The organism is Rhizobium sp. BR 315, from assembly GCF_050577975.1.
Classification (GTDB): Bacteria; Pseudomonadota; Alphaproteobacteria; order Rhizobiales; family Rhizobiaceae; genus Rhizobium; species Rhizobium miluonense.
Genome location: NZ_JARWKZ010000006.1, coordinates 67,504 through 81,907, shown reverse-complemented (window position 1 = coordinate 81,907; position 14,404 = coordinate 67,504). Strand labels below are relative to the sequence as shown.

11 protein-coding genes are annotated in these 14,404 nt (G+C 61.9%); all 11 read right to left on the bottom strand.

Annotation, left to right across the window (positions count from 1 at the left end; translation table 11 throughout):
- Positions 1–27 precede the first annotated feature (27 nt).
- Positions 28–2,889 (bottom strand): M16 family metallopeptidase, encoded by a 2,862-nt coding sequence (locus QD409_RS09470; protein ID WP_430762522.1) that lies wholly within the window; start codon positions 2,887–2,889, stop codon positions 28–30.
- Between the two features lie 115 nt (positions 2,890–3,004).
- The gene (lpdA, locus tag QD409_RS09465) at positions 3,005–4,411 is read right to left on the bottom strand and encodes a dihydrolipoyl dehydrogenase (protein ID WP_430762521.1); all 1,407 of its coding nucleotides are present in this window, start codon (positions 4,409–4,411) and stop codon (positions 3,005–3,007) included.
- Between the two features lie 28 nt (positions 4,412–4,439).
- On the bottom strand, positions 4,440–5,078 hold the full coding sequence (locus QD409_RS09460; protein WP_430762520.1) for a LysE family translocator: 639 nt from the start codon (positions 5,076–5,078) through the stop codon (positions 4,440–4,442).
- An 18-nt stretch (positions 5,079–5,096) separates the two neighbouring features.
- Complete coding sequence (locus QD409_RS09455; RefSeq protein ID WP_430762519.1) at positions 5,097–5,852, bottom strand: SDR family oxidoreductase; 756 nt, start codon at positions 5,850–5,852, stop codon at positions 5,097–5,099.
- Positions 5,849–6,370, bottom strand: coding sequence for a hypothetical protein (locus QD409_RS09450; RefSeq protein WP_430762518.1), 522 nt, complete (start codon positions 6,368–6,370; stop codon positions 5,849–5,851). The genes QD409_RS09455 and QD409_RS09450 overlap by 4 nt, the downstream gene beginning before the upstream one ends.
- Before the next feature lie 2 nt (positions 6,371–6,372).
- A complete protein-coding gene (locus QD409_RS09445) occupies positions 6,373–7,122 on the bottom strand; it encodes a DUF4241 domain-containing protein (protein WP_430762517.1) in 750 nt (249 codons plus the stop codon).
- Positions 7,123–7,137: 15 nt separating this feature from the next.
- Positions 7,138–8,373 carry a 2-oxoglutarate dehydrogenase complex dihydrolipoyllysine-residue succinyltransferase gene (odhB, locus tag QD409_RS09440; protein ID WP_430762516.1) on the bottom strand — a complete coding sequence of 412 codons (1,236 nt, stop codon included), beginning with the start codon at positions 8,371–8,373 and terminating at the stop codon, positions 7,138–7,140.
- A gap of 243 nt (positions 8,374–8,616) precedes the next feature.
- Positions 8,617–11,601, bottom strand: a complete 2,985-nt coding sequence (locus tag QD409_RS09435) for a 2-oxoglutarate dehydrogenase E1 component (RefSeq protein WP_430762515.1) — start codon at positions 11,599–11,601, stop codon at positions 8,617–8,619.
- 173 nt (positions 11,602–11,774) lie between these two features.
- The gene (sucD, locus tag QD409_RS09430; RefSeq protein ID WP_075853675.1) at positions 11,775–12,677 is read right to left on the bottom strand and encodes a succinate--CoA ligase subunit alpha; all 903 of its coding nucleotides are present in this window, start codon (positions 12,675–12,677) and stop codon (positions 11,775–11,777) included.
- Between the two features lie 12 nt (positions 12,678–12,689).
- Positions 12,690–13,181, bottom strand: coding sequence for a DUF1579 family protein (locus tag QD409_RS09425; RefSeq protein WP_430762514.1), 492 nt, complete (start codon positions 13,179–13,181; stop codon positions 12,690–12,692).
- A gap of 5 nt (positions 13,182–13,186) precedes the next feature.
- Complete coding sequence (sucC, locus tag QD409_RS09420; RefSeq protein ID WP_092849724.1) at positions 13,187–14,380, bottom strand: ADP-forming succinate--CoA ligase subunit beta; 1,194 nt, start codon at positions 14,378–14,380, stop codon at positions 13,187–13,189.
- Between the last annotated feature and the right edge of the window lie 24 nt (positions 14,381–14,404).

The following is a 14,404-nucleotide window of genomic DNA, read 5'->3' as shown; positions in this document are numbered from 1 at the left end:
GCGACAATTTACCAGAGGTGCGGCCGGCTAGCGAACCGCCGCTCCATTCGCCGGCAAAATCTTCAGGCGCCATGCCGTCTCCCGCTTCAGGTATTTCGTCGCGATCGTGCGGACGTCCTGCGCGGTCAGGGACTGGTAGTTGTCGACGCTGCCGCGAATCCGTTCCAGACGCCGTGGGTCGGTCTGGGCATTGCTGAGGCTCTCCAGCCAATAATTATTGGTCTGTTGCGAGCGCTTGATCTCCTCAACGATCGGAGCCCTTGCCCGCGTGAGTTCGTCCGGCGAAACATCCTTGTCCCGCAAATCGGCGGCAATCCTGTCCACAAGATCGAAGAAATGGTCGACCTTGGCCGGAGTCGTCTCGACATAATAATAGGTAAAACCATAGCCCGGTATCGCTCTGGACAGATCGACATCGCCCTGGGGACTATAGGTCGCGCCCTCGGCAACGCGGAACTGATCGATCAGACGATTGCGGAAGATCGCTCCGGCGATGTTGGCCGCAGCAGCGCGCGGCAGGTCGGAGAGAAAATCGCCGATCGGCATGGCGACCAGCGCGCCGGCATTGTCGCTTCGCCCGTCTTGAAGCCGCACGACCGGTTCTGCGGTCGGCGCCGGAAAGAGCCGGTCGCCATTGCCGGCCTGTCCCTGCGCATCAGGCCGGGCCGGCAGCGCGCCAAAGGTCTCGGCCGTCATGCGGATGGCATCATCCACCTCAACATCGCCGGCGATGATGACTTCGATCTGCCCCTTGGAAAGATAGGGCCGCAAAAACGCCTCGAAATCCTCCGGCTTGGCATCGAGCAGTTGCGCCCGCTCCGGGAAGGTCCAACGCGGATCGCCGGAATGCAGAAGGCCGGGAAGATCGCGGCCAACCACGCTGCCCGGCGTCGCCTGAAGCTGCGGAAGACTGTTCAGATAGGCCTGCTGCACCCGCTTGAAGACGTCGGGGCGATAGACCGGATCGGACACATAGGCCGTCAGAAGCTGCAATTGCGTCGCCAGGTCGCTCGGTCGCGTGGTCCCTTCAAACCTGAAGGCGTTATCCCGGATGGAGAAATCACTGCCGACGACCTTTCCGGCCAAAGCCTTCTGCATGTCCTCGTAGCCGATGGCCTTCAGGCCGGAGAGCGGAACCGACGACGACGCCCAGATCGGCAGCGGCCGGTCATGCGGCAGATCGAGCCGACCACCGCCGATATTGGCGCGAACCAGTATTTCGTCGGCGCGAAGCTTGGTCGGCTTGACGGTCAAGCGCACGCCATTGCCAAAGCGCACCATCGTGACGCCGAGGTCGTCGACCACACGCCGCTCGACGACAGCTCCCGCCTTTCCGAAATCGGTGTAGGGCCATTCGACGGCTGCCGTTTGCGACGGCGCCGTAACCGGCGTAGCGCGAGAGTCCGCATAGGTCTTTTCGACGGCAGCGAGGCCGCCTTCGGGCATTTGCGGAATCTGCAGCACCAGTTGCGGACCATTGCCTGCAAAGGCGCGCCGGAGACTTTCGTTGACCTCGGTCGCAGTCAGCCCTTTTGTTGCGGCATCGAACAGCGAAAGGTCGTCCGCCGGCGAAGTGAAGACGACACTCTCGCCGACGCTCCAGACCAGGGATCCCGCGATATCGGGGCTTGTACGCGTCGCCGCACCGCCAGCAGCAGCCTGCAGCATCGACCGGTATTCGGTAATTTCGCGGTCGATCTCGCTTTGCGCTGCACCGAACTCTGCAATCCGTCGCTGCTCCCGATCGATGGCTGCAAGGGCCGCCTGCCATTTGTCCGGATTGGTATCAGCAGCAATCATCATGACGCGAGCGGATTTCAGGACATCCTGAGCGCCGGCCTGCGCGGTGACGAAGGGCGCATCGGGCTGCTGCGCCAAAACGGAGATACGTCTGTTGAGGACCGCAAGACCGATCCCCTCGATCACCTGCTGGCGGCGCTTGGCAACCGTATCCTGGGACGCATCGTATGGTCGAGTCCAGGCGATCTGCACACGGGTGGCGCTGCCGGGCACGACGACGGTTCCGACGCGCTCACCGTGTTTTTCGAGAACGCCCAGATCGGTTGCGGCCGGCGCTGGTGTGTTCGATGTCCAATTGCCGAAACGGTTGCGGATGTCTGCTTCGATAGCCGCGGCATCGATATCGCCGACCACGATCAGCGTGGCGCGCTCCGGCCGATAGTTGGTGCGATAATAGTCCCGAACCAGATCGACCGGGGCATTGCTGATGATATCGGTCTTGCCGATGGGCGGCCGCTGCGTCACCAATTGGCCCGGCAGCAGCTGATTGAGGAAGCCGATCCCGCCGCGATATTGTGGCGTGTCGCGCAGCTTCTCTTCGGAAAGGATGACGCCACGCTCGCGGTCGAAGGCGCCGGCATTGAGCGTCAGTTCGCTCGCCGTCTCGCGCATCAGCATCAGGCCGGTGGACACCGTCCCGACATCGGCTTCGGGCAGATCCAGCGAATATACGGTTTCGCCATAGCTCGTCGAGGCATTGGTATCCGCACCAAAGGCCAGACCGAGGCGCTGGAGCGTGCGGATCATCTCGCCTTCCGGAACGTGCGTCGAGCCCTTGAACGCCATATGCTCGAGGAAATGCGCCAGGCCCTGCTGGTCATCGCGTTCCTGCAGCGAGCCAGCGCCAATGCGGAAGCGGATCGCCACCTGACCTGCCGGCGTCGCATTGTGCATGATCGCAAAGCGCATGCCGTTGGGCAGCATGCCGAAGCGGACACCGGATTCCGCGGGCAGATCGCTGGCGGCCTGCGGCCAGCCGACGAAGGGTGTTTCGGCATGAGCCGGAAGCACACCATTCAGCAGGATTGTGAAGGCCGCGACAATGAAAAGTTGTAGGAATGCGGAAATAGCTGGGATTTGGCGTGACATGCTTACTTCGGTGAGTGGGAGAGCTTCGATGATGCGATGCACAAGAGCCCCTGTTCATCGCATCATCAAGCTTGCATTGCAATCCCAGCACCCTGCTCGGCTGGGATGCCGGTTCTTACATGTGGATCGGCTTGAAGAAGGTCGCGAGCGCGGCCTCCTTGACGGCTTCCGACATGGTCGGATGCGCATGGCAGGTACGGCCGAGATCTTCGGACGAGCCGCCGAACTCCATCAGAACGGTAATCTCGTGGATCATCTCGCCAGCGCCGAAGCCGACAATATGGCCGCCGAGAACGCGATCCGTTTCCCTATCGGCGAGAATCTTGACGAAACCGTCCGTTGCCAGCATGGCGCGGGCGCGGCCGTTAGCGGTGAACGGAAACTTGCCGACCTTGTAGGCGATGCCTGCGGCCTTCAGCTCTTCCTCGGTCTTGCCGACGGAAGCGACTTCCGGCTGCGTATAGACCACGCTCGGGATGACGCCGTAGTTCACATGGCCTGCCTGGCCAGCGAGGATCTCGGCAAGGGCAACGCCCTCGTCTTCCGCCTTGTGCGCCAGCATCGGGCCCTTCACGACATCGCCGATGGCATAGATGCCGGCGACATTGGTCTTGAAGTGACCGTCGATCTCGACGCGGCCGCGATTGTCGAGCACAACGCCGGCTTCTTCCAGCCCAAGGCCTGCCGTGTAGGGCTTGCGGCCGGTGGCGACGAGAACGACATCCGCATCGAGTACGACCTTGTCGCCGCCCTTGACGGGCTCGAAGGTAACCTTCGCCCCGTTGCCCGACTTTTCGACGCCGACCACCTTGGCGCCGAGATGGAATTCCATGCCCTGCTTGGCGAGCATGCGCTGGAACTGCTTGGAGACTTCGCCGTCCATGCCGCCGAGGATGTTGTCGAGATATTCGACGACGGTGACCTTGGCGCCGAGGCGCGACCAGACCGAGCCGAGTTCGAGACCGATGACGCCGCCGCCGACCACGATCATCTTGCCCGGCACCTTGTCGAGCGCGATGCCGCCGGTGGAGGAGATGATGATCTTCTCGTCGATTTCGAGCGGAACGCCCGGAATGCCGGCAACGTCGGAGCCGGTGGCGATGACGATGTTCTTGCCTTCAAGCTCGGTCACCTTGCCGTCTTCGGCCGTGACGGAAACCTTGCCGGCGGCAACGATCTTGCCGGTGCCCTGGAAGGCATCGATCTTGTTCTTCTTGAACAGGAAGGCGACGCCGTCGACGTTCGACTTCACGGTCGCATCCTTATGCGCCAGCATCTTGCCGAGGTTTAGCTTCGGTGCGGCAACCTCGACGCCGAGCGCATCCATGCCATGGCCGGCCTGATGAAACATTTCGGAAGCGTGCAGCAGCGCCTTGGACGGAATGCAGCCTATGTTGAGGCAGGTGCCGCCATAGGTCGCGCGCTTTTCGACGACCGCGACCTTAAGGCCGAGCTGCGCCGCCTTGACTGCGCAGACATAGCCGCCGGGGCCGGTTCCGATAATGATCACATCGTAGGACATGTCTTAATTTCCTTGTTTTGTATCTCTGTTAGTCGGCCGCCCGCGCCAGGGCGAGGCGGATGCCGAAGCCGACGAGCGCCGCTCCGGTGATGCGGTTGAACCATTTGCCTGACGCGATGAAGCGATCGCGAACCGGCTTGACGGTGAAGAAGGTGGAGACGCCTGCAAACCAGGCGACGAGCGCCGTCGCCATGCCGATGCCGTAGCTGAACTGGATCAGCCCCGGCGTGTCGTGATGAACGAGTGTCGAGAATAGCGACAGGAAGAACAGCACCGGCTTCGGATTGAGCACATTGGTGATGAAACCCGTCGCCAGGCAGCGCCAGACGGAGACCGGCTTGCGATCCGCATCGGTGATCTCGATTTCATTGACCTTGAAGCCCGGCTCGCGGAAGGACTTGATGCCGAGATAGACGAGATAGAGCACACCGGCCCACTTGATCATGCTGAACAGCATGAGCGACTGCGACACGATCAGGCCGAGACCGAGGATGGTGTAGCTGATGTGAAACAGCAGCGAGAAGCCCATGCCGAGCCCGGTCATGACAGCGGCGCGGCGGCCATGCACGATGCTTTGGCGCAGAATGACGGCAAAATCAGCGCCGGGAACGACGATGAAAATCGAGAACACCGCCATCAGGCCGAGGAATTCGAAAATATACTGCATGTCACCTACCCATTCTGATCAACGGCCGCCGCTCACATCGAGCAGGGCACCCGTTATATAGGATGCATGCGGGCTGAGCAGGTAGAGGACCGCGTCGGCCACCTCGTCGGAGGTTCCCGCACGCTTCATCGGCAATTGCGGCGCGATGTCCCGAGCCCGGTCCGGCAAGCCGGCGGCGGCATGGATATCCGTATCGATGATGCCGGGCCGAACGGCATTGACGCGGATGCTTTCGGCCGCCACCTCGCGCGCCAAGCCGACAGTGAAGGTGTCGATCGCCCCTTTGGAGGCGGCATAATCGACATATTGCCCGCCGCCGCCGAGCGTGGCAGCCATGGACGAGACATTGATGATCACCCCGCCCTTGCCGCCATGCCGGGTCGACATGCGGCGCACGGCTTCCGCCGCCGCCAGCATCGAGCCGGTGATATTGATGCGGAACATGCGGTCGATCCGCTCCGGCGTCATCTCATCCAGGCGTTGTATGGCGTCGACGATGCCGGCATTGTTGACGAGCCCGTCGATGCGGCCGAAATGCGCGTCGATTTTGGCGAAAATGGATTTGATATCCTCGGGCTTGCCGACATCGCCTTCGATCGCAATTGCCTTTCCGCCAGCATCGTGGATCGTCCCCACCACAGCCTCGGCGGCTTCCTTGCTGGACGCGTAATTGACCGCCACGGCCCAGCCATGCTGGGCGGCGGCCAGGCAAATCGCAGCACCGATGCCGCGGCCGCCGCCGGTTACAAGGAGAACAGGCGCATCATCGGTCATTGATTGCATCCTTTCAAACTGAGGACATCCCAGGGCGCGACGGTCGCCTTGCCTTTGCCCCAGAGGGACGACTTCTTAATGGAGGGGCCGAGCGCCGGCAGAAAGAGCCGATCCGCCGCGCTTTCGCCTTCGGCTGGCAGCGCGCGAATATGGCCCTTCAGATCGGAGGCGTAAACCATGCCCTGCCAGACGGTGCAGGCCCTGAGATCCGCCCCGGTCACATCGCCCTCGGGGCACTCGAACATGATCCGGCCATCGGCGCGCAGCTGATCGTCGGTGCGCATGACGACGCCCTCGGCTACGACGGCGGTATTGCGCACGGCAAGCTTGAATCTGTTGCTGACGGATGATTCCGACCCCATGGGCTCGAAGCGCAACTCATAGGCATTGTCCATGTCGACATAGACGGCCTTTTCCTGCGCACATTCAGCCGCAAAAGCAGACAGCGGATTGACCGCAAAAACGAATAGCGCCCCGCACAGAGTCGTCTGTCTTATGGTCGTCGATATCGCCGGCATGATCATTCGCCTCCCGGCTCGCGTCGGCCATCGGCACTCTCGGTTACGCCGAAATCAGTAAACAGAACCAGGGGCCGACCGTCGGCGTCGAGCCCCCAGAAAACCGGATAGAAACCATCGCCCCAGCCACTCCAGAAAATCGCGACATTGCCGCGCTTGCCTGCTACCGGCCGGTGCATGGCATATTTGTCGCCGTTTATCTGCAACTCCGACGCCAGAACATCGTCATAGTAATTGATATCGAACGACGCCTTCTCCGCCTGAACCTGCTCTTCGCGCTCCTGGATCAGTGCGTAAGTGTCAGCATCCATGTAGCAGCCGAGACCGGCATCGACGGGATAGCCGAAGAACTCGTCGCCCTTCAGCGAATTGATATCCTGGCCCGGGATCAGGGCCAGTTCCCAACGCACCGGCTTGCCTTCGGCAAAGCGCAGGCCGGCCGCAGCAATGCGGCCGAAGGCTTCATAAAGCGTCACAGGATAGTCGCCGGGGTCAACCGTGCGGACGAGCGCTGCCCGGTCAGGCCCGACAAGCGGATCGCTGGCGACGATACGCCCGGAGGTCAGCTCCACCTTGCCGATGCGAAGGACCTTGATCGAGCGGGCGGTAAGATCGGCGTCGCTGAGCGACGCCAGATCGAGATTGCTGCTGAGCTTGGAAATGTCGAACTCACCCGCATTGGCGGAGGATGGCACCCATGCGGTGACGGCGCACAACAATCCGCGCAGCGTCCGCATGGGCCATGTCGACATGATCCAACGCTCCCCTTAGAGATCGAGAACGAGACGTTCCGGATCTTCCAGGCTTTCCTTGACGCGCACGAGGAAGGTAACCGCTTCCTTGCCGTCCACCATACGGTGGTCGTAGGAGAGCGCCAGATACATCATCGGACGGATGACGACCTGGCCGCCGATGGCGACCGGACGCTCCTGGATCTTGTGCATGCCGAGAATGCCCGACTGCGGTGCATTCAGGATCGGCGAGGACATCAGCGAACCGTAAACGCCACCATTGGTGATGGTGAAGGTGCCGCCCTGCATGTCGGCCATCGACAGCGTGCCGTCGCGGGCAGCCTTCGCCAGACGGCCAAGCTCCTTCTCCACTTCGGCGATCGACATCTGGTCGGCATCGCGAATAACCGGAACTACGAGGCCCTTGTCGGTACCGACAGCCATGCCGATGTGGCAGTAGTTTTTGTAGATGATGTCGGTGCCGTCGATCTCGGCGTTGACAGCAGGCAGTTCCTTCAGCGCGTGGGTGACGGCCTTGGTGAAGAAGCCCATGAAGCCGAGCTTCACGCCATGCTTCTTCTCGAAGATGTCCTTGTACTTGTTGCGCAGGTCCATGACGGCCTTCATGTCCACCTCGTTATAGGTGGTGAGCATGGCGGCGGTGTTCTGCGCATCCTTGAGGCGGCGGGCAATCGTCTGGCGCAGGCGGGTCATCTTGACGCGCTCTTCGCGGCTGACGTCCTCGACGGCGGTCGGGGCACGGGCGGCAACGGGTGCAGCCGGTGCGGCGGCAGGCGCCGAAGCAGCCTTGGCTACAGCCGCGATAACATCGCCCTTCAGGACCTGGCCGCGCTTGCCGCTGCCGTCGACCTGATCGGCGGAGAGATTGTTTTCAGCAAGCAGCTTTCCAGCAGCCGGGGCCGGCGGCATGGAAGAAGCCGGGGCAGAGACGGCGGGAGCTGCAACCGGAGCAGCAGCGGCCGGGGCCGGAGCGGCGGGTGCAGCAGCCTGTGCCGGAGCAGCCACAGCGCCGTTGCCGGCGGAGATCTGGCCGAGCAGCGCGCCGAGGCCTACGGTTTCGCCGGCCTGGGCAACGATTTCGGACAAGGTGCCGGCCGACGGTGCGGGGACTTCGATCGTCACCTTGTCGGTTTCAAGTTCGAGAAGCGGCTCATCGGCCTTGATGGCATCGCCGACCTTCTTGAACCAGGTGCCGACAGTCGCTTCGCTGACGGATTCGCCGAGGGTAGGAACGCGGATTTCAGTGGCCATTGTTCAAATCCTGATTTTCGTCATTATGAGTTGGATGGAATTCCGGCGACAGACGGCCGGGGGACGGGTGATACGCCTCGACGCGAGTGCCCGGACGACGACAGCGGTCGACCGGGCATTTGCTTGATCCTGGCGATAGGCTGCTTGCTGCATGGCGGCCAATCTTCTCCCCCGTCGCATCATGCGGAAGGCTGGGGCGCGACGACGCGATCTTCAAACGAAAACCGGTCATCGCGCAACCCCTCAACCGCCGAGCGCGTCCTCGAGGAACGCCGCAAGCTGCGACAGATGCTTGGACATCAGGCCTGTCGCCGGAGAGGCGGCAGCCGGACGGCCGGTGTAGCGAACACGCTGGTACTTGGCATCGATATGGGCGAGCACCCATTCCAGATAAGGATCGATGAAGGACCATGCGCCCATGTTCTTCGGCTCTTCCTGGCACCAGACCATCTCCGCATTGCGGAAGCGGCTGAGCTCGTTGATGAGCGCCTTGGCCGGGAATGGATAGAGCTGTTCGATACGCAGCAGGTAGACATCGTCGACGCCGCGCTTCTCGCGTTCTTCCAGCAGATCGTAATAGACCTTGCCCGAGCAGATGACGACGCGACGGATCTTGTTGTCCTTCTGCAGCTTGATCGGGCCGTCCTTGATCACTTCCGCATCGTCCCACAGCAGTCGATGGAACGAGCTTTCGCCGGCCATCTCCGCAAGGGTCGACACGGCGCGCTTGTGGCGCAGCAGCGACTTCGGGGTCATCAGGATCAGCGGCTTGCGGAAGTCGCGCTTCAGCTGACGGCGCAGGATGTGGAAATAGTTCGCCGGCGTCGTGACGTTGGCGACCTGCATGTTGTCTTCAGCGCAGAGCTGCAGATAGCGCTCGAGGCGGGCGGAAGAATGTTCCGGACCCTGGCCTTCATAGCCATGCGGCAGCAGGCAGACGAGGCCGGACATGCGCAGCCACTTGCGTTCGCCCGACGAGATGAACTGGTCGAACACGACCTGTGCACCGTTGGCGAAGTCGCCGAACTGAGCTTCCCAGAGCGTGAGCGCATTCGGGCGGGCCAGCGAGTATCCGTATTCGAAGCCAAGAACCGCTTCTTCCGACAGCATCGAGTTGATGACTTCGTAGCGGGCCTGGGTCGGCGACAGGTTGGCGAGCGGGATGTAGCGCTCTTCGGTTTCCTGATCGTAGAGAACCGAATGACGCTGCGAGAAGGTGCCGCGTTCGCAATCCTGGCCGGACAGGCGGATCTTGTGGCCTTCGACGACGAGCGAACCGAATGCCAGAGCTTCCGCCATGGCCCAGTCGATGCCCTCGCCCGTCTGCACCATGTTGGCGCGATTTTCCATGAAGCGCTGGATGGTGCGGTGCGCATGGAAGCCAGCCGGGATTTCAGACAGCTTGCGGCCGATTTCCTTCAGCGACTTCATCGGCATGGCGGTCTTGCCGCGGCGCTGCTCGTCGGCATTATCTGCCGTGTGCAGACCGGACCACTCGCCGTCAAGCCAGTCGGCCTTGTTCGGCTTGTAGGACTGGCCGGCCTCGAACTCCTGCTCGAGATGCGCACGCCAGTCGGCCTTCATCTTTTCGACTTCGCCTTCGGTCAGCACGCCTTCGTTGATCAGCCGCTGCGAATAGAGCTGCAGCACCGTCTTGTGAGCGCGGATGACCTTGTACATGTTCGGCTGCGTGAAGGACGGCTCGTCGCCTTCATTGTGGCCGTAGCGGCGGTAGCAGAACAGGTCGACCACAACGGGCTTGTGGAACTTCATGCGGAATTCGGTCGCGATCTTCGCGGCATAGACGACCGCTTCCGGATCGTCGCCGTTGACGTGGAAGATCGGCGCCTCGATCATCTTGGCGACGTCGGACGGATAGGGCGACGAACGCGAGAAGGCCGGATTGGTGGTGAAACCGATCTGGTTGTTGATGATGACGTGCATCGTACCGGCAACGCGGTGGCCGCGCAGACCGGAGAGGCCGAGAATTTCGGCAACGACGCCCTGGCCTGCGAAGGCCGCGTCGCCGTGGATCAGCAGCGGCACGACCTTGGAGCGCTCGGACAGCGGAATGATGTCGCCATCCCAGACGGTGGCACCCATGTCCTGCTTGGCGCGGGCCTTGCCCATGACCACCGGGTTGACGATTTCGAGATGCGACGGGTTTGCCGTCAGCGACACGTGCACCTTGGCGCCATCGAAATCGCGGTCCGAGGAGGCACCGAGATGGTACTTCACGTCGCCCGAACCTTCGACTTCGTCCGGCGCATAGGAGCCGCCCTTGAACTCATGGAAGATGGCGCGATGCGGCTTGCCCATGACCTGGGACAGCACGTTCAGACGGCCGCGATGGGCCATGCCGAACACGGCTTCTCTCAGGCCAAGCTGGCTGCCGCTCTTCAGGATCTGCTCAAGCGCCGGGATCAGCGATTCACCGCCGTCGAGGCCGAAGCGCTTGGTGCCCTTGAACTTGACGTCGAGGAACTGCTCGTAGCCCTCGGCTTCGATGACCTTCTGCAGAATGGCCTTCTTGCGTTCGGGATTGAACGCGATGCCCTTGTCCGGCCCTTCGATGCGTTCCTGAATCCAGGCCTTTTCCTCCGGGTTGGAGATGTGCATGAATTCGACGCCGAGCGTGGAGCAATAGGTGCGCTCGAGGATCTCGATCATCTCGCGAATGGTTGCGAATTCGAGGCCAAGCACGTTGTCGATGAAGATCTTTCGGTCGAGGTCCGCCTCGGTGAAGCCATAGGCTTCCGGCGACAGTTCCTTGTAGTCTTCGACCGGTACGGCGATGCCGAGCGGGTCGAGCTTGGCATGCAGATGGCCGCGCATGCGATAGGCGCGGATCATCATGATAGCGCGGACGGAATCGCGCGTTGCCCGCAGGACGTCGGTCGTGTCGGCCGAGGCGCCGGAGACTTCGGCCTTCGCCTTCAGCTTGGTCTCGATGACCTTTTCGACAATGCCCCAGTCGCCGTCGAGCGCGGAAACCAGATCGCCCTTTGCCGGGATCGGCCAGTTCTTGCGCTGCCAGGAGGCGCCCTTGGCTGCCTTCTTCACATCGTCGGGGTTATCCTCGAGCGCCTTGAAGAAAGACCGCCACTCGTCGGAAACCGATGAAGGATCGTCCTCATAACGCGCATAAAGCTGCTCGATATAGGCAGCGTTGGCGCCATCCAGGAACGAGGTGATCTGAAATTGCTCGTTGGCTTCTTGCCTTGCCATGGTGAATCTGCGGACGCTTTCGCCCGTCTCCCAACTTGTTTGCATTGCCGGTTTTCGGATCCCCGGCGACCGTATTTCGTTCGCGGCCGTTAAGCCGCAGGTCTGCACTTGCGAATGTCGAAGCCGGACGGGAGAAGCGAATGCCGTCCCGTCCGGCCTTGCTATAGGTAGGCTCAGCCCTTCAGGACTTCCACCAGCGTCTTGCCGAGACGTGCCGGCGACGGCGACACGCGGATGCCTGCCGATTCCATCGCTGCGATCTTGTCTTCCGCGCCGCCCTTGCCGCCGGAGATGACGGCACCAGCATGGCCCATGGTGCGGCCGGGAGGTGCCGTACGGCCAGCGATGAAGCCGACCATCGGCTTCTTGCGGCCCTTCTTGGCTTCGTCCTTGAGGAACTGTGCGGCGTCTTCTTCTGCCGAACCGCCGATTTCGCCGATCATGATGATCGACTTGGTTTCGTCGTCGGCGAGGAACATCTCGAGAATGTCAATGAATTCGGTGCCCTTGACCGGGTCGCCGCCGATGCCGACAGCCGTCGTCTGGCCGAGACCTTCATTGGTGGTCTGGAACACGGCTTCGTAGGTGAGCGTGCCGGAACGCGAGAGAACGCCGACCGAACCCTTCTTGAAGATGGAGCCCGGCATGATGCCGATCTTGCATTCGTTCGGGGTCAGAACGCCCGGGCAGTTCGGTCCGATCAGGCGCGACTTCGACTTGATCAGGCGATCCTTGACCTTGACCATGTCGGCAACCGGAATGCCTTCCGTGATGCAGACGATGAGCGGGATCTCGGCTTCGATCGCTTCGAGGATCGCAGCTGCGGCACCTGCCGGCGGCACGTAGATGACCGAGGCGTTGGCGCCCGTGGCATCCTTGCCTTCAGCGACGGACTTGAAGATCGGCAGCTTTTCGCCGTCCTTGCCGGTCCAGGTTTCACCGCCCTTGGAGGGGTGGATACCGCCGACCATCTTCGTGCCGTGATAGGCAAGCGCCTGTTCGGTGTGGAAGGTACCGGTCTTGCCGGTCAGGCCCTGAACCAGAACCTTGGTGTCTTTGTTGATGAGAATAGACATGCGAGGCCTTTGTTACGAGAGGTTGGAAGACGCGGAGGCAACGCGACGATAGACGCCGCTGACGACCTCCTGCCATGTATCGCTGCCGGTGGGCGAGAAAGTGACGCCCATGCGGTAGCAGTCTTCATTTTCGAACTGGAAGAGAGTGCGCTGCGCACCGCGCGGCGAGACCTTGGTCAGGACAAGCTTGTCGTCGATCCACTCGCCGGAAGCCGGTAAGGCGGGCACGAAGCCCACGGTATCGAACTGATAGAGCTTGTAAGCCTGGTCCGCCGCATCGAAGCCGAGAATGTTCCGGGCTTCGAACGATGTGCTGCCGTCCCGCGTCTGCACGTAGCGCTGTTCGACGAAAAATCCGCCGAACAGACACTCGGCCGTGAGCTGCGCGGTTGCCGTTCCTTCCTTCGTCCAGGCCGAAGCCGCGACACGCTCTTCCCCTTCCCAGGCGCCTGCAAAGGCACCGAGGCGAAGATGAGCAGTCGTTGGAGCGAAGGAAGAAGCCATCCCGATCAGCCCTTGACTGCCTTCACGATCTTCTGGGCGGCATCGTCCAGGTCATCGGCGGAGATGACGTTGAGACCGGATTCGTTGATGATCTTCTTGCCAAGCTCGACATTGGTGCCTTCAAGGCGAACGACGAGCGGAACCTTCAGACCGACTTCCTTGACGGCTGCAAGCACGCCTTCGGCAATGACGTCGCACTTCATGATACCGCCGAAGATGTTGACCAGAATGCCCTGGACAGCCGGATCGGCAGTGATGATCTTGAAGGCGGCCGTAACCTTTTCCTTGGTAGCGCCACCGCCGACATCGAGGAAGTTCGCCGGCTCAGCGCCGTAGAGCTTGATGATGTCCATGGTTGCCATGGCAAGACCGGCGCCGTTGACCATGCAGCCGATGTTGCCGTCGAGGGCGACGTAGGCGAGGTCATATTCGTGAGCCTGGATTTCCTTTTCGTCTTCTTCCGACGTGTCGCGGAGGGCGCGGACGTCTTCATGACGGAAGAGGGCATTGCCGTCGAAGGAAACCTTGGCGTCGAGGACACGCAGGTGGCCGTTGGTCATGACGATCAGCGGGTTGACTTCGAGCAGCGCCATGTCCTTCTCGACGAAGGCCTTGTAGAGGATCGGGAAGAGCTTTGCAGCGTCTTCGCGAGCAGCCCCTTCGAGCTTCAGCGCGTCGGAAAGGGCGGCGGTGTTCGCAGCCGTAACGCCCGTCGCCGGGTCGATGGCAACGGTGATGATCTTTTCCGGCGTATCGTGTGCGACGGTCTCGATGTCCATGCCGCCTTCGGTCGAAACGACGAAAGCAACCTGACCGACCGAGCGATCGACGAGGATGGAGAGATACAGCTCGCGGTCGATGTCGGCGCCGTCTTCGATGTAGAGGCGGTTGACCTGCTTGCCGGCCGGGCCGGTCTGCTTTGTCACCAGCGTGTTGCCGAGCATGTCCTTGGCGTTGGCGACGACGTCGTCAACCGACTTGGCGAGACGAACGCCGCCCTTGGCGTCCGGGCCGAGTTCCTTGAACTTGCCCTTGCCGCGGCCGCCAGCATGGATCTGGCTCTTGACGACGTAAAGCGGGCCTGGAAGCTGCTTGGCAGCGGCGGCGGCCTCGTCGGCGGAGAAGATGGCAACGCCGTCCGCGACGGGTGCGCCATAGCTCTTCAACAGCGCCTTGGCCTGGTATTCATGAATGTTCATGGACTTATCCCTGTTGGAACGCGG